At 43.6% G+C, this 24,232-nt stretch carries 14 protein-coding genes; 11 read left to right on the forward strand and 3 right to left on the reverse strand.

From position 1 onward, the window contains the following. Nucleotides 1-173: 173 nt before the first annotated feature. From NST94_RS10580 to NST94_RS10590, 3 genes are read left to right on the forward strand one after another with little or no spacing between them, the layout of a single operon-like run. Nucleotides 174-2,147: a serine hydrolase domain-containing protein gene (locus NST94_RS10580; RefSeq protein ID WP_339281939.1), complete on the forward strand. Its 1,974-nt coding sequence runs from the start codon at nt 174-176 to the stop codon at nt 2,145-2,147. Nucleotides 2,148-2,206: 59 nt separating this feature from the next. Beyond that, the gene (locus tag NST94_RS10585; RefSeq protein ID WP_076100805.1) at nt 2,207-2,884 is read left to right on the forward strand and encodes a response regulator transcription factor; all 678 of its coding nucleotides are present in this window, start codon (nt 2,207-2,209) and stop codon (nt 2,882-2,884) included. After that, on the forward strand, nt 2,881-4,233 hold the full coding sequence (locus NST94_RS10590) for a HAMP domain-containing sensor histidine kinase (RefSeq protein ID WP_339281940.1): 1,353 nt from the start codon (nt 2,881-2,883) through the stop codon (nt 4,231-4,233). Before NST94_RS10585 ends, NST94_RS10590 begins: the two co-directional genes overlap by 4 nt. A 2-nt stretch (nt 4,234-4,235) precedes the next feature. Here NST94_RS10590 and NST94_RS10595 read toward each other — a convergent pair whose 3' ends face one another. From NST94_RS10595 to NST94_RS10605, 3 genes are all read right to left on the reverse strand, one after another. Then, nucleotides 4,236-4,871 (reverse strand): TetR/AcrR family transcriptional regulator, encoded by a 636-nt coding sequence (locus tag NST94_RS10595; protein WP_339247881.1) that lies wholly within the window; start codon nt 4,869-4,871, stop codon nt 4,236-4,238. A gap of 46 nt (nt 4,872-4,917) precedes the next feature. After that, nucleotides 4,918-6,108: a pectin acetylesterase-family hydrolase gene (locus NST94_RS10600; protein ID WP_179086337.1), complete on the reverse strand. Its 1,191-nt coding sequence runs from the start codon at nt 6,106-6,108 to the stop codon at nt 4,918-4,920. A 168-nt stretch (nt 6,109-6,276) separates the two neighbouring features. Continuing rightward, nucleotides 6,277-9,423: an alpha-mannosidase gene (locus tag NST94_RS10605; protein ID WP_339281941.1), complete on the reverse strand. Its 3,147-nt coding sequence runs from the start codon at nt 9,421-9,423 to the stop codon at nt 6,277-6,279. Between the two features lie 250 nt (nt 9,424-9,673). Here NST94_RS10605 and NST94_RS10610 point away from each other — a divergent pair, with 250 nt between their 5' ends. The 8 genes from NST94_RS10610 to NST94_RS10645 all read left to right on the forward strand — a co-directional run bounded on the left by NST94_RS10610 (nt 9,674) and on the right by NST94_RS10645 (nt 24,207). Continuing rightward, nucleotides 9,674-11,512, forward strand: coding sequence for a sensor histidine kinase (locus NST94_RS10610; RefSeq protein WP_339281942.1), 1,839 nt, complete (start codon nt 9,674-9,676; stop codon nt 11,510-11,512). Next, on the forward strand, nt 11,487-13,061 hold the full coding sequence (locus NST94_RS10615; protein ID WP_076129997.1) for a response regulator transcription factor: 1,575 nt from the start codon (nt 11,487-11,489) through the stop codon (nt 13,059-13,061). The genes NST94_RS10610 and NST94_RS10615 overlap by 26 nt, the downstream gene beginning before the upstream one ends. A gap of 281 nt (nt 13,062-13,342) precedes the next feature. After that, a complete protein-coding gene (locus NST94_RS10620) occupies nt 13,343-14,272 on the forward strand; it encodes an ABC transporter permease subunit (RefSeq protein ID WP_076129998.1) in 930 nt (309 codons plus the stop codon). Between the two features lie 18 nt (nt 14,273-14,290). Further along, nucleotides 14,291-15,214: a carbohydrate ABC transporter permease gene (locus tag NST94_RS10625; protein ID WP_038569957.1), complete on the forward strand. Its 924-nt coding sequence runs from the start codon at nt 14,291-14,293 to the stop codon at nt 15,212-15,214. An 85-nt stretch (nt 15,215-15,299) separates the two neighbouring features. Further along, nucleotides 15,300-16,817: an ABC transporter substrate-binding protein gene (locus NST94_RS10630; protein ID WP_076129999.1), complete on the forward strand. Its 1,518-nt coding sequence runs from the start codon at nt 15,300-15,302 to the stop codon at nt 16,815-16,817. A gap of 122 nt (nt 16,818-16,939) precedes the next feature. After that, a complete protein-coding gene (locus NST94_RS10635; RefSeq protein WP_339281943.1) occupies nt 16,940-18,259 on the forward strand; it encodes a glycoside hydrolase family 125 protein in 1,320 nt (439 codons plus the stop codon). Then, entirely contained in the window at nt 18,256-21,408 is a 3,153-nt protein-coding gene (locus NST94_RS10640; RefSeq protein ID WP_339281944.1) for a beta-galactosidase, read from the forward strand. The genes NST94_RS10635 and NST94_RS10640 overlap by 4 nt, the downstream gene beginning before the upstream one ends. A 45-nt stretch (nt 21,409-21,453) precedes the next feature. Beyond that, nucleotides 21,454-24,207, forward strand: coding sequence for an alpha-mannosidase (locus NST94_RS10645; RefSeq protein WP_248547985.1), 2,754 nt, complete (start codon nt 21,454-21,456; stop codon nt 24,205-24,207). The last annotated feature ends 25 nt before the right edge of the window (nt 24,208-24,232 follow it).

The raw sequence follows: 24,232 nt of genomic DNA on the forward strand, positions 1-24,232 counted from the left end.
TTTTTATAGATTTTTCTGATGTAACTAGACTATGATCCGTCACTTTTAAGGGTGGATTGCTGTCTAGTTTTTTTATTGTCTTGTTAACGTTCCATTCATAATACTCTGATAATCTCTATAAGTGTTAGGCGGATGATCATCCACCCCAATAAATGATGACTCGGAGGATAATAATGTTGACACCTATGAAAAAAAGGCTGATCGCTGGTCTGACCCTATTGGCTGTGATTAGTGCCGGCTTTGGCGCAAGCTTGGTATTTCCTGGGAAACAGGCCTCGGCTGAGAACCAAACGGGTCAAACCGGACTGCCGGCAGCGCAAATTGAAGCATTTGCCAATCTCGATGATACCGCGGGACTGACTAGCTTCGTTGATGGAATTATGGAAAAAGATATGAACCGGCTGCAAATTCCGGGAGCGGTTATCTCCATTGTAAAAGACGGCAAGATTATTTTGGCCAAAGGTTATGGCAGTTCCAATCTGGAAGAAGCGGCACCGGTTAATCCGACAACCAGCATGTTTCGAATCGCTTCAACAACAAAGCTGTTCACCTGGACAGCGGTGATGCAAATGGTCGAACAAGGTAAGATAGATCTGGACACTGATATTAACACCTACCTGAAATCAGTGAAGATCCCTGTTACTTATCCTGAGCCGATCACGATGCGCCATTTGATGACACATACAGCGGGGTTTGAAGAGGGTGGAGTGGGTTATCAAATCACTACCGACCCTGCCAAATTGCCGGGATCAATCTCGGAAACACTCAATAAGCATATGCTGGCACGGGTAAGACCCCCCGGAGAGATGAGTTCTTATTCGAACTTCGGGGCTACTCTCGCGGGTCGGATTGTGGAGGAAGTCAGCGGTGTTCCTTACAATGACTATATACAAAAGTATATTTTCGATCCGCTCGACATGAAATATTCGACGGTGGTAGAGCCTTTGCCGGAGTCATTCATACCCAATCAAGTTGTAGGGTACACGAGTGAGAACGGTAGCTTTATTCCTGGCACACTTACCTTCGAGGGCGGCTTTCGTCCTGCCGGCTCGGGTACAGTATCAGCAGTAGACATGGCGCACTTTATGATTGCCCATCTGCAGAACGGGAAATATGGTGACCAGCAGATTCTTAGAACGGAGACTGCAGAACTAATGCATTCAACGGCGTACCAATTCGATAAACGTATGCCGGGAGTAGATCTGGGGTTCTCTGAGAAACGCATCAATGGTCTTAGACTAATCACTCATGGTGGTTCCGACCCCATGTTTAATACAGAGTTTTATCTTGTGCCTGCCAAGCATGTAGGTATCTTTGTTTCCTATAACGGCGGTCAGGGCGGTGATTCCGCGGCAGGCCTAGTCCATGCCTTTTTTGAGCGCTATTATCCCGATCCTGAAGCGAAGCAGCCTGAATTCTCCACTTCTGCAGAATCTGTTCAGAAATATGCGGGAACCTATCAATTCACACGCCGTAACCACAGTGATATTGATAAATTTTTCAATTTTTTTGCCCAGCTAAATGTTAAGGTAAAGGACAATAAGCTATCTTTGGGAAGTGGTAGTGAACAACAGTTGTATAGAGAAATCGCTCCGAATCTGTTCCAGCTCGAGGGAGGCACCGAACAAATCGGCTTCCGCACAAATGATACCGGTAAGGTTACACATATGCTCTTAGGTATGGCACCGGAAATGCCACTGGAGCGTACGCCACTCTTGAATCAGAATAAGTTTTGGCTTATCGTACTTGGCGGCTCGGGGTTGATTTTCATCACTGCATTGCTTGGACTAATCTTCTCCAGACGCAAGATCAAGGCGATGACGCCTCCGGAAAAGTGGGCCATCCGCTTATCTGCGGGAACTGCTGGGTGGGCGCTGCTATCTTTCGTTACGATATTTATGGTGGTTATGTCCATGGATACGATGCAGAAGTTCAGCGGTATCAGTCTTTCGCTTTCGCTCAGTTTAGTTATGCCAATCCTTTTGGTTGGACTGACTTTAGCTTTGCTAATCTCGGCTATACTGGTTTGGAAGAATAAATACTGGACAGCTTTCAAGCGTGTGCATTATACACTAGTGGCACTTTCGGCTGTAGTGATGACTCTGTTTTTCTACTATTGGAACCTGTTGGGTTGGCAGTTCGGATAACTTCGTTTCTTGTCAAGAATATATCATATATAATGTAAGCTTAAGAGAGGAGGACAATCGTGGCTACTATACTTATTGCTGATGATGATGATAACATCCGAAAGCTAATGTCTTTGTTTTTGCGAAAAGAAGGTTTTGACCTCAAAGAAGCCAGGGATGGCACCAAAGCGCTGTCCATTATAGAGAACTCGCGAGTCGATCTCGTCATCCTAGATATTATGATGCCAGGATTGGATGGTTGGGATCTGTGCAGAGAAATCAGGCGCTCTGATGCCAACATTCCCCTCCTCATGGTGACGGCTAAAGGAGAATCTGCACATAAAGTGAAAGGTTTTCAACTCGGCACGGATGACTATCTGACCAAACCGTTTGATCCGCTTGAACTGGTGATGCGAGTAAAAGCTTTGCTTAAACGCTCGCTGGTTGTTTCTTCCCAGTCTGTGCAGTTGGGCAATGTGGTGCTTAACCGCCGCACTTTCCAGGTTACGCGTGATGAAGAACCGGTAACGATTCCTTTGAAGGAATTTGAGCTACTGTTTCTGCTGGCTAGTCACCCTAGGCAAATCTTCACAAGAGAACAGTTGATTTCTCAAATCTGGGGATTGAACTATGAAGGAGACGGCCGGACTGTAGATGTGCATATAAGCCGGTTGAGGGAGAAATTCTGCGGTAACGACGAGCAATTTCAAATCGAAACGGCCCGCGGCCTAGGATACCGGCTGATCCCTGCGCTATGATCAAGACATTGTATGTACGCGTCGTTCTCACGTTTCTAGGCATCATTATCTTTAGTCTGATCTGTTCCTTTTTCATTGGTTTGTATGTCTTTCAGAAACAAATAAGTTACGAGGGACAGAATGAAATGATCACAGTGGGGAAGGAGATCATTCACCGTTATGATGACGCCAAGCCTGAGGATACAGACGAGTTCTTGAATAGTATGGTTAAGGTATCTGCATACCCTATCCACTTGTATAATCATTCCGGGGAATATACCTTTTATGGGCTCAAGGATAGTCCGGCCGTCACTATCACCCCCGAGGCTGTGAAACAAGTGCTGCAAGGAAAACTCTATCGTTCCTCCGCGAAAGATAAGGATACCTTTATCGGGATGCCCTTTATGTTTAACGGGGAGTGGCAAGCAATGTTCTTGCAGTATTCTGCCGAGAACGAAAATATCGTCAATCGGATGCTGCTCTTTGTGCTTTTACTCGTGCTTTTACTGGGTAGTCTATGCATTCTTATTGCCGCCAGATATTTGGTGGAGCCGATCAAAGCTTTGACGAATGCGACAAGAAGGCTGGCCAAGGGTGATTTCGAGGTAGAGCTTAAAGTAAACCGAGTAGACGAAATAGGGGAACTGACACAAAGCTATGTGGAGATGGCCGGGGAGCTGAAGCAGCTGGAACTGATGAGGCAGGATTTCGTATCCAACGTTTCTCATGAAATTCAGACACCGCTTACGTCTATTTCCGGCTTTGCCAAGGCATTGCAGAACAATGATCTAATCGTGGAAGAGGAACGTTCTGAATATCTTGATATCATCATTGCAGAGAGTGAACGTCTGTCGAGGTTAAGTGATAATTTGCTGAAGCTCGCTTCCCTGGATTCTGAACATCATCCCTTTAATGCAGGTTCCTTCAATCTTGACGAGCAGATTAGAACCATCGTTGTGACCTGTGAGCCACAATGGTCAGCCAAAGGCATCGTTATCGATCTTGAGCTGCCGGAAGCTGTCAAAATTAAGGGTGATGAAGATCAGCTGAAGCAAGTATGGATGAATTTGCTGAGCAACAGCATCAAGTTCACACCTGAAGGCGGGAACATCCGCATTAGTATAGATGACAGTGCAGCAGATGTATCGGTCACCATCAGTGATAACGGGATCGGGATTTCCCCGGAAGAGTTCAACGCCGTATTCCAAAGATTTTATAAAATAGACAAGTCACGGAATGGAAACAACAATGGCAATGGCTTGGGACTTGCAATCGTTAAAAAAATTGTCTCCCTGCATCAGGGAAACATAGAAGTGGACGGTGCGGTTGGAGCGGGAACGACGATTATCGTCAGGTTGCCCCATAAGTGAAATTAAGGGTTTGTCTGATTCTTGGATTGCCGTACGCCAAACATAATGAAATCCTTGAATTGCCGGTCCATAACCCGATCTTCCTCCGTAACCACACCCCCCCGCTGATGAGTAATAATGACGGCTTTTTGTAAATACATGAAATACAGGTGGGTGGACTTGTGCAGAATGTCCAGCCACTTATTTTTTTCCTCCGGAGCGACTGATATGGACTCAAGGAGAATTAACCGTGAATACCAGCCTTCCATAGCCTGCTTAAAGTCAGGAAGTTCCGCGGGATTTTTGGAAAGCGTGCTGTAGTAAACTCCAAAAATGGCATCATAGTAGATCAGGGCTTCCTGCTGATCTCTTAATGCCAGATATTTATCGAGAATGTTCTCCAATGACTGTACAGGGTGTTTAAAATCAAAATCAAACAGCAGCTGTCCAAACATCCGCTCCAGATTAAGGACATAGATTTGAGCGGCTAACTCTTCCTTGTCTTTATAATGATGATACAAAGTACGCCGGGAGATGCCGGCTTGTTCCGCAATCTGTGCCATATCCGTGCGCTCAATACCTTGAGCACAGAATAAGCTAAGCGCTGTATCCTTAATGATCTCCCTTGTCATTTGCATTTGCTTTTCCCGCAAATTCATTGATTTTCTCTCCTGTCTTGTTGCAACTCTTCCGCTGCTTCTAGCACTATTTCTGAGCTGGCTTCGAATTCATGAGGAATTTGCTGCCCACTGAATAGGGGTTCTGCCGGTTGATCGCATCACCTAACCAATTCAGAAGCTTCACACCATCCTGTTCAGCCTGAAAGAAGGTCTCTCTGGTGGCAAAAGTGTGCGGAGTTGTACCCGTCTTAGCGTTCAGTCCATAGTCGGTGAGATAGTAATAATAATTAGGTAAAGTGGCTGCCAAAGAAGAAACAGATTGCCGCATTTCCTGTGACCACTCATTAATGATGCTTTGATCTCTTGGCCCCTTGTAATCGTTGATATTGTTCTGAAAGTGGATTAGAATCTCGTCAAATACCGAGTAGGATTGCAATATTATCGCATTCGCAGGAAGTAGATGGCCGTTCGCTTTAAAAGCTGCCCCGATGATATCCGCTTCAGGGGCATATCCGAAGTTCTTCACGAAGTCTGCCTGCCATTCCTGCTTCACAACATTTGGCCACTTGTCTGATTTCAAGAAGGAACTGTCTGAATATTGGAAAATCTCGGAGTTCTTGTAATGAGAGGCGATCTCGGGAGCCCAAAAAGCGGACCCGAAGCCACCGGCACTTTCGCCAGCAATCAGTAGTTTGCCGGGTTTATCCACGTTGGCATATATCCAATCGAGGCTGCTTCGCACATTATTGCTGCCGTTATAACGCATAGTAAAGGGGCTGCCGTCATCTTTTTTATATTCAACTTTGCGGTTGCCGATATGGAAGTCACCGGTTGAATAGGGAAGGTAGACCACATTCCAGCCATGAAAAGGATTGGCAGGGTTATCCGTATCCATCATGCCTCTCAGCAATGTCAACATATAGAAGGGGATGTTCTGGAAATAGTTGCCTGTATCTCCACCTTTAATAAAGTTCATAAGCTTGATGGGGTGTGCGGCACTTTGGGCATCCCAGCTGGCTCCGCCACCGGAAAAAAAGATGATCCAGTTATTATTTTCACCCTTTTTATTCCACAAAAAATACTCTGATCCATCACTTGATATGACATTTCCGTCTAGCGTGACTTTATTCCACTTGTAAGGCTTCACTTCCGCAATTACAGGGGTGGTAGTCGCCGGTCTTTTGATTACAAAAGCGCTGATTGCAAACATGGCAATCAAAACAAGGCTGAATAATCCAATACCTGTGAATATTGTGATTTTCCTCATTTTTCTCATATCCATCTCTCCCTTACTCGGAGTATACGTCAAGATCACTCATTACACAAGGTGTATACTTAAAAGCATAAGAAACAATCGTGAGAAAATATATAAAGAGGTGTCCTCGCAGCCTTTGATCCATGGCTACAGGGACACCTCGATTGTGTATGTTACTTTATTTGTATGTTACTTTATTAATTTTGCTGCTTCGATTTCAAATGTTTTTAGTTCGTAAGGTTCAAGTATAAAAGTAATGACAGGTTCAGTGTGGACTTCCCCTTCAGGACGCTCCATTAGATTACACTCTTGCCACGAAATAATATTCAAGTCGCTAGTCATATCAATTTGCTGGCGGCTTCCGGAATAGTCGTGCACACGTACGATTAATTTTTGACCATCCTCAGACTTCTTGATCGCAGAAACCATAACCGTTTGAGTAGAAAGGCGAATAAGCGACTTGGTTGCTACTTCTGCTTGCCCCATGGTGCTCCGTAGAGGGTTGTTGACGGACCAAGCTTGACGGACGGTGTCACCCTGTAGCCAATCCCCAGTATGAGGCAGGATAGAGTAGGTGAAAGTATGTTCACCTTGATCCGCTTCAGGGTCAGGGTGCGTTGCCGATTTGATTAAGGATAGACGCATCACATTATCCTTGATGTCATAACCGTATTTGCAGTCGTTCAGCAAGCTAACGCCATAACCACGATCTGATAAATCTGCCCACTGATGCCCCACAGTCTCGAATCTAGCATAATCCCAGCTAGTGTTCCAATGTGTTGGACGTGTAACATTACCGAACTGGATATCATAAGTGGCTTCGGTAGCTCGTATTGCAACAGGGAAAGCTACTTTCATTAGCTGTTGTCGCTCATGCCAGTCTACCTTTGTCACGAAATCGATACGACGATGGTGTGCATGTAAGATCATTTGCTGCTTAATCGTGGAATCCATATAACTCCATGTGAATTGTACAACACATCGCAGTGAACCCTTTTCTATGACTTCAATGCTGCGGCAGTCGGTGACTTCACGTTTCTTTTGCTGATAGTAGATGTCAATGTCCCAAGCTTCATGGGCTAGGGGTTTATCTTCAAACACTTGGAACACGTTACCGTGACTTCCGTTTGCTAATACTTGTCTTTGTTCATTTATATCATAGATGGATACTAATTGACCTTGTTCGTTCCACTCAATTTCGAAGTGAGGCGTTGAGATTCCTGATTCATTTAGCTTGAATGGAGCGCTTAGTGACTTAGAATTCACATCTTCTACGAAGGAGATCGTTGTGTATCCAAGAGAAGGAATGTTAGATACTTCAACGATCCAGCGCTCACCTTCACGCTGAGCTTGTAGTTGTTTTCCTTCTGAGCTTATCCAATGTCCTGTTTCCATCCCGGCTTCAACAGTAATTTCTACGAGTTCTGTCAGCTCCCAAGCAGCATTGTTCCAGATCGTATATTTACCGGCTTCATTTCCGCTCACAAGTGCCTTACTGGATTGCTCCCAGACAGACTGACCTATTGCTTCTGCTTGTGCATATTCAATTGTACTGTCTTCATACACTTCACGAATCGAAGAGCCCGGAATAATATCATGGAATTGGTTGCGCAAAATAATTCTCCAGCCCTCGTCTAAATCGGTCTGACGATAGTTCGACCAGTCACCTGTCATTACACTTTGCAGTGTATTTAGCCATTCCGCCTCACGGTATAGCAGTTCAAGCTTACGGTTCATCCGCTTATTGTAGGCTTGGCTTGTGTAGGTGCCGCGGTGATATTCTAAGTAAAGCTCGCCATCCCATACATGGACATAACGATCTGTATTTGCAACAGTTTCTTGCAGGGTACGGAAGTAGTCTCCCGCTGTTCCTGTTTCAATCTTCGGCAGACCGGGAAGATCGTTTAACCGACGGCGCATCTCTAGCATTTCACGGTTCACACCCCCGCCACCATCGCCATATCCGTAAGAAAGTAACAGATTGCGATTTACTTCTTTATCCCGGTAAGTATCCCAAATTCCTTTTACAGTCTTAGGAATAATCCGGCCATTATAAGTGTAGAACCAAGAATCTTCTTCGGACCAAGGCTCTGGTGTTGTAATAAAGTGTGTTAACACCTCTGTGCCATCAATCCCACGCCATTGAAAGGTATCATGGGGCATCCGGTTATATTGATTCCAGCTAATTTTTGTGGTCATGAAGGTATTAATTCCTGATTTTTTTAGAATTTGTGGCAAGGACCAGCTGTAGCCAAATACGTCTGGCAGCCATAAATAGTCACATTCAACCCCAAATTCATTACGTAAGAAGCGAGTTCCATAGAGTAATTGACGGACTAGAGACTCCCCTGAGGTCAAGTTGCAATCTGCCTCAAGCCACATGCCGCCGCCAGCTTCCCAGCGTCCTTCAGCCACACGTTCACGAATATTTTCATAGATTTCTGGATAGTCATTTTTGATATATTCATAGAGTTGCGGCTGAGTCTGTAAAAAGGTATAGTCCGGGAACATTTCCATCAGACGTAGTACGGTTGAGAAGGAACGCGCACATTTCTCACGGGTGTGTTTCAATTGCCACAACCAAGCTACATCAATATGGGTATGGCCAATACAGGTAACTGTGACGGGTGAGGACTTCTCCATTTTGTTAATTTCATCACGCAAATAATTGCGGGCTTCCCCGATCGAAGCGTAGAAGTTGTCTGAACCTGGACGAGACCAGTCGATCAGAAGAAAGGAGCGGTCTACTGCACTCATAAGTTGTGTATATTCTGGTGTTTTGGCATCGAGTACGTTCAGCGTCTCAACTACAGCAAGCGTGGTAAAATAGAAATCATCCGTTGGTTCATCCAGCCAACAAATTTCAGCCATGCGAATCCCATGTGTCTGATCCTTTTTTGGGCCGCCACCTTCGAGTCCCGACCATAACCGGAAGGTCAGTGGAAGCTGAGTGCCTGCCGTTTCATTTGGCAAGAACACTTCGGTATGATTGGAATCCACACCTTGATAGGGTTTGCCGTTGAAAAAGAATAAGGATTCAAATCCGGAGTTATTTCCAGCACCCGTCTCGCCAAAATCAAATCGACCCAGTACTCTACGGCCTGCCCAAGTAGCGGGTACTTCTATATTTGTCGTTAGCCATAAATACAAATCGCGGCCTTTCCAAGTATCTCCAACTCGTAGCTTAGACCATTCTCCATCCACGGGCGGTTCGGCTGCAATTTCACCTTGTTCGTCAATCATAGAGTTGAAAAAAGGAATGTGTATACGATCCCGGTAACGATATTCGGAAATTTCGTTTAGTTGGGAGTTGAGTTTGCGTTTGGTTAGAAACATGAGTAATAGCCCCTCCAATATGTTGATGGGGGACGAGGAAATTAAGATCTATTTGGGTTATTATAGGTTTGTTTGGGGGGTAGAAATCAACTATAGACGATTTTGTGTGAGTTGTAAACTCTCGGTGGAGAGAAAAGTTGGAGCGCTAGAATATATAAATTAAAAAATGCATGCGCTTCCATTGCAGAAAAAGAAGTGTGATGTTAAGCTTCTAATCCTAAAGGTGATATTCAGAAAGAAGGTGGCTTTGTTGAATGTAAAGAAATTTTATCAAAACCATTTGCAGAAAAAACTGTTCAATAAAATTTTAGCTATATACTCTTCGATCATCATAATTACGTTAATTGCCTCATCCATTACCGTATATAAATACTATGAACAGACGATCACTCGCCAACATGTAGATGCCAATCGGGAGGTGCTGGATTATGTAAGTTTGTATATGAATCAGCAGTACGAAAGCATCCAGGTAGCCATCCAGCAAATTTATAGCGATGCCTCTGTTAGTGAGGATTTGTCCTACTTTTTGCAAAATGATTATGGGGATTATCTTAAATACCGTTTAGATCAATATGCAGACATAGGGAGCTCCGTTCCTCATACGTTCGATACTTATTTCAAAACCTATTTGAATCAGAAAAACGGGATTTATGACGTTATTTTATACAGTACAGAGAAAGAATTTTATTATTTATATAAAAATAATACCCGACAATTCTACTTGAGCGACATGGACGGTTCTAAGCAAAAGTTATCCTTACCGAAGAATGGCTGGGTCTCGCATGAAACCAAATTAGTGCTTAAGGAAATAAGAGAAGACAATAACAATTTGTATACAATGACTAGGGAAATTAAAGATCCGATTACACTGAAAACGATCGGGATGCTCATAGTAGATTTTGACGCAGAACTTATTTCAAAATGGCTTGGCACAAAAGTTGCAGAAAATAATGGTCAATTGTTGGTCTTAACCCCAAGCGGTGACGTTATATATGATTCATTGGGAAGGTATATGGGACAGCGATATCCACATCTCGATGTGCTTCATGCGGATGGTTGGACAACACTGGATGGGATCTCCAAGGTTAACTTAAATACAACGAATAGCTCAGGTCTTATTATGGCAGGGATCATTCAGAAGTCACAGGTCAACAACGAAATGAAAACGGTTCGAACTTGGATTATCGGGATTACCACAGCGCTTATTATTACTGCAATGTCTTTTACATACGGAATTATTTTACGTTTTTCTAAAAAAGTGAAGATCATTATCAAATCTATGAAGCGCTTACAGGAAGGTGATTTAAGCACACGTATTCACCTAAATCGAGAAGATGAATTGCAGCTAATTGCCAACAACTTTAACTATATGTGTGAAAGGTTAGAACTCTATATTAATAAAGTGTACATTTCGGAGCTTACGCAGAAAAATGCAGAGCTAGTTGCACTTCAATCACAGATTAATCCACACTTTTTATATAACACACTTGAGGCGATTAGGATGCGGGCAATTACGCAAGGAGCGAAGGATGTAGGTCAGATGATTTACATTTTATCGACATTATTTCGAACGATGATTAAGAAAAGCATGGTCGTTACAATATCTGATGAGATTGAATACTGCAATTTGTATCTGGAGTTGTTTCAGATTAGACATAAAGATAGGCTCCAAATCATATCACAAATAAGTCCAGTTGCCATGAATTGTTCTATCGTTAAATTGCTCATCCAACCGGTCATTGAAAATTATATTGTTCACGGATTTAGACCTGACCGTTTTGGCAATCTCATCCGTATTGAAGTTACTGAATCTGGCGGGGGAATTCAAATTGCTATAAGTGATAACGGGAATGGAATTACTGCCAGCAAGCTGACAGAGCTACAGCAAATGCTTCAAGTCAGTATGAGAATGGATGAACCTCCTTCTTCGGTAGGCCTATGTAATGTGAATGAACGAATTAAACTTTATTATGGGACTGAATATGGATTAACGATCGCTAGTGAAGTAAATAAAGGAACAATAGTCATCATGAATATACCAGTAGTAAGGGAGAGTACTAATAATGCACAATATACTTATCGTGGATGATGAACCTCTTATTCTTGAAGGATTACGTTCAGTGATTGAATGGGAAAAATATGGATTGAGAATCGCGGGACAAGCGTCTAATGGGGAAGAAGCTTTAGAATTTCTACGCAATCATAATGAAGGGATCGACATATTAATTACTGACATTACGATGCCAAAACTTACGGGACTTGAACTGATTCAGCAAATAAAGGTTTTTGATTCAAAAATGAGGTTTATAATCTTGAGCGGGTATGAGCAATTTGAGTATTTAAAAGCTGGAATGAGTCTAGGCATTGAAAATTATATTCTCAAACCCATTAATATACATGAGTTGGAATCAACCATTGAACAAATTGTTGAAGTGCTGAATCAAGAGGATGTTGAACAATTTCATGCTAAAGAGGATTGGCAAGTTCTACGCAATAATATTCTAAACCGCTGGGTAACTGGCAATATAGGCCGGCAGGAGCTACAGCACCGTTCAAAAGTCTTAAATATCTCACTGGACTGTTCATTTTTTACGGTGGCTGCGATTCGGCTTATCACCGAACAGGATGACGATGAGGGCCAGGATAAACTCCATAGGAATCAGCTTATGGATGAATGTTATCGTATCGCTGTGAAATCATTAGAGCAACTTGGAACCGTTATTGTATTTATAGATATGGAAGGTGATCTTGTTCTTATTATTGCTGAGCGGGCTGAAGCTGAGAACAAAGAAGAGCTTTATTGTGTACTGGAGCAAGTGCAATGTGAGATTATGCATGAGTTAGAAAAGTCTGTCTGGATAACGATAGGAAGTAAGGAGCATGCTTTTCAGGAAGTCCCAAATAGTTATAAAAAGGCGAAGAGTTTATATGTTGATCATCTTATGCTACCGGGTTACCCGATTATAGATGTGGAACAACTATCAAAGATGGTTCTGCATGAGGAGAAGCTCGAAATTGATTATGAGGAATTCACCAAATTATTATTATCTGGAGACCGGGAGGCTACGAACCAATTTATCGCAGAAACGTTCGAAAAGCTGTTTGGCTGTGGCATGATTACCCGCATTGATAATTACAACGTAGCGATTGAGTTAATGTTGATTGCTAAGAAAATGGAGAAAAACTCTAATTTTAGTGCCGTGTTTAATCCATTGCTGCGCATACATACTATTGAGCAATTGGTGCACCATGTGCAGGAAAGTGTGAAAGAAACACTGGACCAATTATCATTAGTAAATGATGAGCTCAGTCCGAATATGAGATATATGGTTGATCAAGTAAGCAAACACTATAGAGAAGAGCTATCCCTGAAAACGCTCAGTCAGCGTATGGAAATGCATCCTAATTATTTGGGCCAGCTATTTCAGAAGGAAATGGGCCGTAGTTTCTCTGATTATGTTAATCAATTTCGAATTGAAAAGGCAAGACAATTGCTGCTTCAAACTACGTTACTAACCAACGAAATTGCAGCTGAAGTAGGATATCCGGATCCAGCATATTTCTATCGCCAGTTCAAAAAATCAGTAGGTGTATCGCCGACAGAGCTTCGGAATATGTACAAAAAAGCAAGATCCTAAAATAAAGGAAATGTTCCTGAGTATCACGTTCAAGTACGGGCTTCATGGACGTTGATAACGAGAATGTTTCCTTTTTTTTTGCTCAAATTTAAGGGGAAATAGACTTTTTAAATGTCCTTTCTGCTGTGGATCTTTAATTTTTACATCTGATTCTGGAGTTTTTCAACTTTATGAAACCGCTTTTATAGCGCAGAATTAAGGGTAGTTAAAGGGGCGAGGGAAAAAGATCGAAGGGATATATAGGGGTTGTTTGGGGATAGAGAGAAGGGGGATGTGGAATAATGCCTGCATTTTTCAAAAGTTTAATTAAGGATAAAGTACTCTGGTTTATGGTATTACCAGGGACATTATGGTTCCTGATCTTTTGCTACTTACCGATGTTTGGAACAGTAATTGCATTCAAGGATTTCAAGATTCATCGGGATGGATTCTTTGCAAGCGTTTTAAATAGTAAGTGGGTTGGCCTTGAAAATTTTAACTTTTTGTTCTCGACGGAGGACGCCTATATCATTACAAGAAATACGATTCTTTATAACTTGGCGTTGATCTCTCTCGGTTTAGTTCTTGCGGTGGGCATTGCGATCACCTTAAATGAACTTGTGAACAAACGGATGGCTAAAGTTTATCAAACGGCGATGTTTATGCCTTACTTCCTTTCTTGGGTCATTATTAGTTTCTTTACCTTCAGCTTTCTGAGTGTAGATAAAGGAATATTGAATCAAGTGGTTGTTTACTTCGGAGGCGATCCTATTTCCTGGTATGGGGATACTCGCTTTTGGCCATATATCCTAATTTTCATGGGGATTTGGAAATCAATTGGTTATTCAAGTGTTGTTTACTTAGCGGCTATAGCGGGTATCGACAAGTCCTACTATGAAGCAGCTATGATTGATGGGGCCAGCAAATGGCAGCAGATTAAGTTTATTACACTTCCTTTGCTTAAACCTTTAATGGTAACGCTAACGATTTTAGCGATTGGTGGTATTTTTAGATCGGACTTCGGTTTATTCTATCAAATCCCTCGGGATTCAGGTGTTCTATACTCCGTAACGAATGTTATCGATACTTATATTTATCGCAGCATGAGTACGACAGGTAATCTAGGGATGAGTACAGCAGCGGGTCTATATCAATCGATTGTTGGATTTATCATGGTGCTTGTAACGAATTCTATTGTGAAAAAGATCAGCAAAGAGAATGCGATATTCTAGAAAGGAGTTAGTGACGTTATGGCAGTATTCAAACGTAAGCCAAAAGAAATCGACAACAACGCCATTACTCCTTTATGGAATGTGGTACTCAATATTATAATTGGCATCTTCGCTTTTACTTGTGTGTTTCCGTTCTTGTTTGTCATAGCCATTTCTTTTACAGATGAGAAAGTACTTGCTCTAAATGGATTTAGCTTGTTACCCGAAAAATATAGTTTAGCAGCTTATCAGTTTGTTTTTAACACAGGTGATCAATTGCTTCGTTCCTTTGGAGTTACTTTGATGGTTACTGTACTAGGTACGCTCATTAGTTTATTTCTAATAACAACTTATGCGTATGTTCTCTCTCGAAGATCATTTCGGTATCGTAATTATTTCAGCTTCTTCGCCTTCTTCACGATGTTATTCTCAGGCGGAATGGTTCCCAACTATATCGTGGCTACGCAGTTTTTACATTTGTACAATACGATATGGGCTTTGATATTGCCCATCGCGATGAATGCATTCTTTATTCTAGTAATGCGGACCTTCTTCCAGACTAGTGTACCTGATGCACTCATTGAGGCTGCCAAAATTGATGGGTCTGGTGAGTTTCGGACCTTCCTGCAAATTGTACTTCCAATCTCTTTACCGGGGATTGCAACGATTGGATTGTTCTGTACGCTGGGCTATTGGAATGATTGGTTTAATGCCCTGCTGTATATAGATGATGCGAGTCTTGTTCCACTCCAAGCGATGCTGATGCGAATTCAGAACAATATGGAGTTTGTCATTCAGAACAGTATGCAGATGGGATCAAGCTTTGAGATTGCTGCAACCTTGCCAACAGAAACCGTTCGTATGGCGATGGTTGTACTGGCGACCTTGCCTATAGCACTAGCGTATCCGTTCTTCCAAAAGTATTTTGTACAAGGCTTAACCGTGGGCTCTTTAAAGGAGTAACACTACTAAGATGTATTTATTCGAATCGCTAGGACAGGAATCGATATAAATAAAGCGTTTATTAATCTAAAGGGGGAAAATAGAAATGAAAATGAAAAAAGGCTTAACACTCGCTCTTGCAGGGACAATGCTTTTTTCTGGCCTTCTAGCTGGATGTGGTTCGAATAATAATACAAATGCTGCTAAAGAAACAAACAATTCAGCGGCAGCAGGGAATTCAGCAGGGAACACATCAGAATTAAAGCCATATGAGTTGAAGATGTATTTAATTGGTGGACCTCAAAAGGATTTGGATCTTGTCTTAAAAGAAGTTAATAAATATACCCAAGAAAAAATTAACGCGACATTGAACATTACGATGTTCGATTGGGGCGATTACGATAAGAAGATGCAAGTCATCACCGCTTCTGGTGAGCCTTATGATATTGCCTTTACCTCTTCTTGGACAAATGATTTCCGCCGTAACGCAGCTAATGGTACGTTCTTGGGTCTGAATGATCTGCTAGATAAGTATGGTAAGGAAACGAAAGAAGTTTTGGACCCTCGTTTCTTAGAAGGAACTAAGATTAAAGGTGAGATCTATGGTGTTCCTGTAAATAAGGAGCTTGGACAGCAATGGGTATGGCGCTTCAATAAGAAATATGTTGATAAATACAACATGGACATTTCCAATATCCGTACATTGGATGATCTAGAGCCACTTCTTAAAACGATTAAAGAGAACGAGCCGGCGGATATTACACCGCTAGCTGTTCCTAAAGGCTTTAAACCATTTATGCCATTTGACTATGTACTAGGTGATGAGCTACCTATCGGGGTCTATATGGATTCCACAGATGGCAAGGTTGTTAATATTCTGGAGACACCTGAACTTGCAACATCGTTAGATACGATGCGTAGACTTTACACAGCAGGTTACTTACGCCCAGACGTTGCAACACTTGAAGGTATTGATAACATTAAGACCGGTAAATGGTTTGCCGATCGCGAAATTACACAGCCTTATGCAGAAAAAGGTTGGTCTCGTTCAGCAGGTTATGAAATTGTAACTTCGCCTATGCATGAGCCTTATGTATATACACAGTCCGCCGCAGGTTCGATGCACGCGATTTCCGTAACCTCAGGTGATCCTGAGCGCGCGATGATGTTCTTGAATCTTTTGAATACAGATAAGTACTTACGCAATTTGCTCAACTATGGTATTGAAGGAACACATTATAAGAAAATCTCTGACAATGTCATTGAAGATCTGCCAGCTATGCAAGATAGCTATGCAATGCCAGGCTTCACACTTGGGAACATGTTACTGACTTATCTGCATGCTGATGACCCTGCTGATAAATGGGATGCTTTCAAGAAGTTTAATGATTCTTCAAAAGAAGCCCCTACCTTCGGTTTTGCATTTGATCCTACACCTGTAAAAACAGAAGTAGCGGCTATCAACAACGTAACTAAAGAATTTATGCCAGCGCTATACACAGGTTCTGTTGATCCTAAAACATATCTGCCAAAAGCAGCGAAGAAATTTAAAGAAGCTGGACTTGATAAAGTCATTGCAGAAGTTCAAAAGCAACTTGATGAGTGGAACCAGACAAAGAAATAAGCTAATGAACGTAACACGCCTAAGATTAATCACTAAAGGTAACACAAATAGGATTAGTGGAGACGGGCAGCTATGCTGCCCGTCTCTCTATCTATCCCCATTTATTATGAAGGAGTGAGAATATGGAACAATTCCGACTTCCCGCCATCTCTATGCCGAAGCTGCCGCTTCCTCAAGCGGTTCAAGAAGTATTGAACGAAGCAGAGGAGAAGTTAGCTCATCGGCCAAAGCTGTTGCAGCTTTTTAAGAACTGTTTTCCCAATACGCTTGAGACAACGACTAAGCTTATGGATGATGGGACAACGTTTGTAATTACAGGAGATATCCCAGCTTCTTGGTTGCGAGACTCTGTGGAGCAGGTTATGCACTACGTGCCCTTTGCTAAAAAAGATCCCGATCTTCGGCGGATTATTGGCGGGTTAATTAAACGTCATATCGAGTATATTCATATCGATCCGTACGCCAATGCGTTTAATGAGACAGCGAATGATTGGCATTGGAGCACTAGCGATATTACGGAAATGTCCCCCTGGGTGTGGGAGCGTAAATTCGAGATCGATTCTCTTTGTTTTTCCATGCGTCTGGCTTATGCCTATTGGAAAGAAACCGGAAAGGCTGATATATTCGACGCCGGATTTAAGGCAGCAATGTTCAAAATATTCAACCTGTTCAAAACTGAACAGCGCCATAGTGAATTATCTCCATACCGCTTTACGCGTAACAATGGGATTCCTGAAGATACACTGCGTAATAACGGTCTAGGTATGCCTGTTAATTACACGGGTATGGTCTGGTCGGGATTCCGCTCGAGTGATGATGCATGCGACTTTCATTACAACATCCCGGGGAATATGTTCGCTGTTGTTGCATTACGTCATATGCAGGAATTCGCTGAATGGGTATTCCGTGATCATGAATTTCTGGAACAGCTTAAAGCATTAGAAGCTGAGATTGATCACGGAATTCAATTGTATGGTATTTATCGTCATCCGAAATTCGGTCCAATCTACGCCTACGAGACCGATGGTTATGGCAACTACTGCTTGATGGATGATGCGGGAACACCAGGACTCCTGTCGATTCCTTATCTCGGCTATGTTACCGCAGAGGATGAAATTTATCAGAATACGAGACGATTTGCTCTGAGCAAGGAGAATCCTTTTTATTTTGAAGGAACCGCAGCGAAGGGAATCGGCAGTCCGCATACTCCCAAAGACTACATCTGGCATATGGCATTATCGATGCAAGGTTTGACGGCTTCAACTAAGGAAGAAAAGCTGGAGATGCTTGCGATGTTAGAAGCTACAGATGCGGATACTGGCTTTATGCATGAGGGATTCCATGTTGATGATCCGAATACGTTCACTAGAAAATGGTTCGCCTGGTCCAATAGCCTGTTCTCCCAACTTGTCTATAAAACGATGAAGGAAGGACTACTATGACCAGCTCGAGCAGACCTGTCATCATATTTTATGATTCTGATTTTCCAATTTCCAGTCCCATTCCTAGCGATGCGATTACATCCATGAGTGAGTTCGGATCTATTGTAAATGAGAATCAGCTTGCACAAACGCTATGCGAAACGGAAGGCGGCTGTTTCATCAATCTGCATGCCCCTTATTTCCCGAAAGCGGCCTGGATAGCCATTCTTGAATACCTGCAAAGAGGAGGCGGGCTGATTAGCATTGGAGGCGCACCCTTCAAACAACCTGTTCGTTGGGAAAATGGCCGATGGCATGTGGAAGCGGAGCAGACTTCCTATCATCAGGAACTGTATATTCATGAGGCACTTCGTGTTGAATGCTCACGCAACCATTCATTGCTTGCCTTGGATGTCATTCCTCTGCTTAAGGGTCAAGAATCTCTTTTTCTAACGAGTGCAGACACATGGAACCTCGTGCCACATACGACAAAGTCGAGTGATTTACCACATCAAATGGGCTCGGCAGGTCCGATGAGCACAAGGATTTACCCGCTCTTAAAGGGAATTACGTCCGAGGGTCGAGAAACGGCTGCCCCAGTGGTTCTTTGGGAGAATACGATTGGTTTATATGCAGGTTCACGCTGGCTGTTCGTAAATACACCTGCAACAGCTTCTTTTTGGGAGCAAAAAGGTCCTTCCGCGATATCCAATTGGGCGCGTTTCTGCAGCAAGGGTGTTACGGAAATGTGGGTTAAGCCCAATTACGCGTCTTATGAATCAGGAGAACGTGCTTCCCTAACCCTTCAGATTCAGCAGCTTGAACGAGTGAGACCTTCTATGCGAAATGAAGATACATGGAATTTCACAATTTATGTAGAGCATGAATCAGATACCTCTTTGAAGTGGTCTCAGAGTTTGGAAATGAAGGCGAATGCTGAACTAAACATGGTGCGTCTGCCCATTCCTCTGGAGATAAGTAGGGGCCTCTACCAGATTGTCTGTGAAGCAGAAGCCAGTGATGGTGAGGTTCGTATTCTGCGCCAAGGGTTCTGGGGTCATGCTCCTGAGCTGCTGGCAGCAGGCCATCCGGTAACGAGCGGCAGAGATTATTTTATAAAAGATGGGCGTCCGCTACCAGTGGTCGGCATGACTTATATGGCGAGTGATGTGGCGCGAAAATTTCTTTTTCTGCCGAACGTCGGAGTTTGGGATCGTGATATGGGCCAGATGCGGAAGGCCGGGATTAACTGGATCCGTACAGGGATCTGGACAGCTTATCGCAATGTGATGCAAGACGATGGACATGTCTCGGAAGAAGTATTGCGGGCGATCGACGCCTTCATCATGACGGCGAAAAAGCATGATCTTCAGGTGACGTTCACGTTTTTCTCCTTCACCCCGGAAACGTGGGGTGGGGTAAATCCTTATCTGGACCCACAAAGTGTGGAGGCTCAGAAGCGGTTCATTCGGTCTATTGTATCTCGTCATAAAGATTCTTCGAATGTAGACTGGGATCTTATTAATGAACCGTCGATGTTTGATCCGGACCGTATTTTCTCGGACGGCCCGAGTTCATGCCATGATCGCTTTGAGCGACAAGCTTTCATAGAATGGCTTCGACATAGACATGTGGAAATTGAAGTACTACAGGAACGTTGGAATATGACACCCGCACAGCTTCCGGACTTTGCATCGGCAGGGCTGCCTGAAGCAAGAGAGATGAACTTCGACGTACAAGATATGCACAGTGCCAAGAGGGGAACACGCTGGTTGGATTATTGTCTGTTTTCTATGGAGATGCATAACCGTTGGGTGAAGCAATTATACGACACCATTAAGGAGCAATGTCCAGCTCAGATGGTTACGGTTGGCCAGGATGAGGGACTTGGAGCACAGCGTCCTTCGCCATTTTTCTATGAGGAGGCGGTAGATTACACTACTGTGCATTCCTGGTGGTTTAACGACTATTTGATATGGGATGGCATTTTTGCCAAAACCCCCAATAAGCCAAACCTAATTCAGGAGACAGGCGTCATGTATGTAGAAACTCCAGATGGCCGAGCCAAACGTTCAGAACAAGAGCTGCGGAATTTGCTGGAACGCAAGTATGCTTACGCTTTTGGAACGGCAGGTGCGGGAGCTATTCACTGGATCTGGAATACGAATTTCTATATGGATAATGCGAATGAGTCCCATATCGGAGCACTGAGAGCGGATGGAACCGAGAAGCCTGAGGCAGACGTATCTTATGATTTCGGGAAGTTTATAGAAGGTATCCGTGATATATTTGGTGATCGGAAATTGGAAGAGATTGCGGTGGTGTTCCCTTATTCGAATGATTTCTCTAATCGAAAGTTGGCTTTTGCGTCTACAACAGAGCTTACCCGCATTCTGTCTTATGAGCTCAAGATGTCTTTTCGGGGGGCTTCTGAATACCACCTAGATGATTTGGAGAAGAACCCTGCGAAGCTGATTATACTGCCAAGCGCGCATAACTTCGCTGATGCAGCGATGGAACGGTTGTTACATATCGTTGAAGAGACAGGAGCGGTATTGCTTGCCACTGGACCGTTAAGCATTGATGCCTACTGGCGTTCTTCGGATCGGTTGAGTGATATTCTTGGCAAACGCGAATTGCGTAATGTGCGCCGCGAAGAAGTGCTTATGCTTCAAGGTCAAGTACTGCCTGTCTCTTTCGGCCACCGCCGGATAGCTGAGGTGACGAAGGAAACGATCATTCAAAAAAATGGTGGGAGTTCTACTATAGACACTGTCGTGAACCTTCCGCTGGGCAAGGGTCGACTCCTATGGAGTCCACTGCCAGTTGAATTGAGTGAGCGTAGGGATACTACGGCTGCACTTTACCGCTACGCGGTTAATGCTGCTTTTGTGGAACGTGATTTTGAATGGATTAGTGGTGGGGACTTAGCGGGTATCTACGGACGAAAACTGAGCTTTGCTACGGGTGCACTTTTTACCTTCGTGTCGGAATATGCCCAGGATGCAAAGATCGAGGTGAAGGATTCGGCCACTGGCCGAACTTATTCGTTCGTGTTGGAACAGGAACGTTCTGTTCTTTTTGCCACGGATAGTAAAGGAGATTTGCTTGGTGTTTATCGCCCGCAGGAAGTCGAGATTCATGTCAATTATCCACATCTTCTACATTAAGCAACTTGGTAGATAGAACGCATTGCATATAAGGAGGTCTTCACTTTGGAAAGCTCAAAACAATCAATTAGCCCTCAGACAGCCCATATCATTTCCCATACACACTGGGACCGGGAATGGTATCTTCCCTATGAGAAGCATCATGTACGCTTAGTGAAACTGGTTGATGAATTACTGAACCGGTTGGATGAGGATAACGAATTTAAGAGTTTCTATCTGGATGGACAGACGATTATTCTGGAAGATTATCTTCAGGTACGTCCAGAAAATCAAGAGCGGCTACAGAAATATATTACGGAAGGTCGCCTTCTAATAGGACCTTGGTATATTTTGCAGGATGCGTTCCTTACTAGTGGGGAGGCCAATGTTCGTAATATGCAGATTGGCCATCAGGATTCGAAGCGTTACGGGGAACCCTCCAAAATCGGTTATTTTCCGGACACCTTTGGTCTAGTCGGCCAGACTCCACAATTAATGCTGCAATCCGGCATCAATAATGCCTTTTTTGGAAGAGGTGTGAAGCCCACTGGATTCAATAATACGGTGTCGGATGGAGGTTACGAATCCTCATTCTCGGAGCTGATTTGGGAAGGTCCTGATGGATCAAAAGTGCTCGGCATCCTATTTGCCAATTGGTATTCTAACGGAAACGAAGTGCCTGTAAATGAAGCAGAAGCCAAAGTGTTCTGGGAGAAAAAGCTGGCAGATGCGCGGAAGTTTGCCTCTACAGGTGAGCTGCTGTTCATGAATGGTTGTGATCATCAGCCGGCTCAACTGGATTTGCCAGAGGCTATCGAAACTGCGAAGCGGTTGTATCCAGATATGGAGTTCATTCATTCGAACTTTCCTGATTACCTTAAGGCCGTAGAGGGTGTAATGGATCGCAGCAATCTGTCGACTGTAAAGGGCGAACTGCGGAGCCAGCATACCGATGGATGGGGTACGTTAGTGAATACCGCGTCTGCTCGTGTCTATTTGAAACAGAGGAATCAGGAAGGGCAAATCTTGCTTGAAAAGTTGGCCGAGCCACTTGCTTCGTTCGCACATTTACTGGGCAAAGAGTACCCCCATCATCTGTTCACCTATGCATGGAAGACATTAATGCAGAATCATCCGCATGATAGTATTTGTGGATGCAGCGTGGATGAGGTACACCGTGAGATGGTCACCCGTTTTGACAAAAGCCGTCATGTGGCAGAGACCATTGTTGAGGATAGTAAACGAGTGATTGCAGAAGCTGTGGATACGTCCGGGTTTACCACATATGGTGAAGATGTGCTTCCATTAGTAGCGATGAATATGACGGGTTGGAGTCGCACGGGTACTGTGAGCGTAGAACTTGATGTGGCGCGTCTATATTTGCGAGAAGGATTCTCTCTGGAAGAAACGGCTAGCCGTATGACTGGAATTGACTTGCACGGTCGTGTGTTAGTAGACGATCAAGGGAATAACATTGCCTCCCAGCTGGAGGACTTGGGTCTTCAGTTTGGTTATGATTTGCCAGATGATAAGTTCCGTCAGCCGTATATGTGCCGCCGGGTAAGACTTACCTTTGAAGCCGTAGAAGTTCCTGCGCTAGGTCTTCGATCATATGCTTGGGTTCGCCGAGCAGATGCAAAACTGCCAATAGCCGCTGAATCTTTGTTATATGGAGATCGGGTGCTGGAAAATGACGTTATCAAGGTAGTCATTAATGATGATGGTTCGTTTATGCTAAGTGACAAAACTAGTGGAGTGACCTATAACGATCTTGGCGTATATGAAAACACCGGGGATATCGGCAATGAATATATGTACAAACAGCCAGAGGCTGAACAAGCTTTGACGACTAAAGGACTGAAGGCTAACATTTGTGTACTGGAAAATACATCGTTTCGCGCCGCTATAGAAATTAACCATAACTGGGAGATTCCAGCCTCGGCAGATGATAAGCTGGATGAGGAGCAGCGTGCACTGGTTTACTATCCGGAGCGCAAAGCTCAGCGCAGTAGTGACACAGTCATTCTAAAACTTCGTACTGTAATCACCTTGGAGCGGGGCGGAAAGGGATTGCATATCGAAACGACAATAGATAACCAGGCCAAAGATCACCGGATTCGTATACTGTTTCCAACAGATTTGAACGCTGCCACGCATCGTGTAGATTCGATGTTCGAGGTTGCTGAGCGGAATATTGAACCAGCCACAGAATGGAAGAATCCGAGTAACACGCAACATCAGCAAGCCTTTGTTGATATTAGTGATGGGAAAGCGGGTCTAACCGTCGCTAATTTTGGATTAAATGAATATGAAGTGCTGCGAGATGGGCGTAACACTATTGCGATTACACTGCTACGTTCTGTTGGCGAACTTGGTGACTGGGGGCTATTCCCTACTCCAGAAGCGCAGTGTCTTGGAGAGCACGTTGTTCGTATGGAGCTAATCCCGCACACAGGTGAGGGTATAACTTCTGGTGCTTATGCTGAAGCTTACCAATTCCAGGTTCCGTGGATTGTATGTCAGACAGATGTACATGCAGGTGTGGTTGCGCCGGTGTATACTCCATTCGATTGGGAGAGTAAGGAACTCGCATTTTCTTCACTAAAAATGAACGAGCAGACTGGAGATATACTGATGCGTTGGTACAACATGAGTCAGCAGAACACCAACCTGGCCTTCCATTCGTCTATTCCACAGCAGTATTTCTATAAAACGACGATTCTAGAAGAGGAGAGCCACCCAGTTTCTAGGGATGAGAAAGGTAGCTTTGACTTACTGATCGGTCCATGCGAAATTGTAACGATTGGTATTAGAAAATAAATGAAAAAGGACGGTATCCAGAGAG

Origin of the sequence: Paenibacillus sp. FSL H8-0282 (assembly GCF_037963825.1) — a bacterium.
Lineage (GTDB): Bacteria > Bacillota > Bacilli > Paenibacillales > Paenibacillaceae > Paenibacillus_AQ > Paenibacillus_AQ odorifer.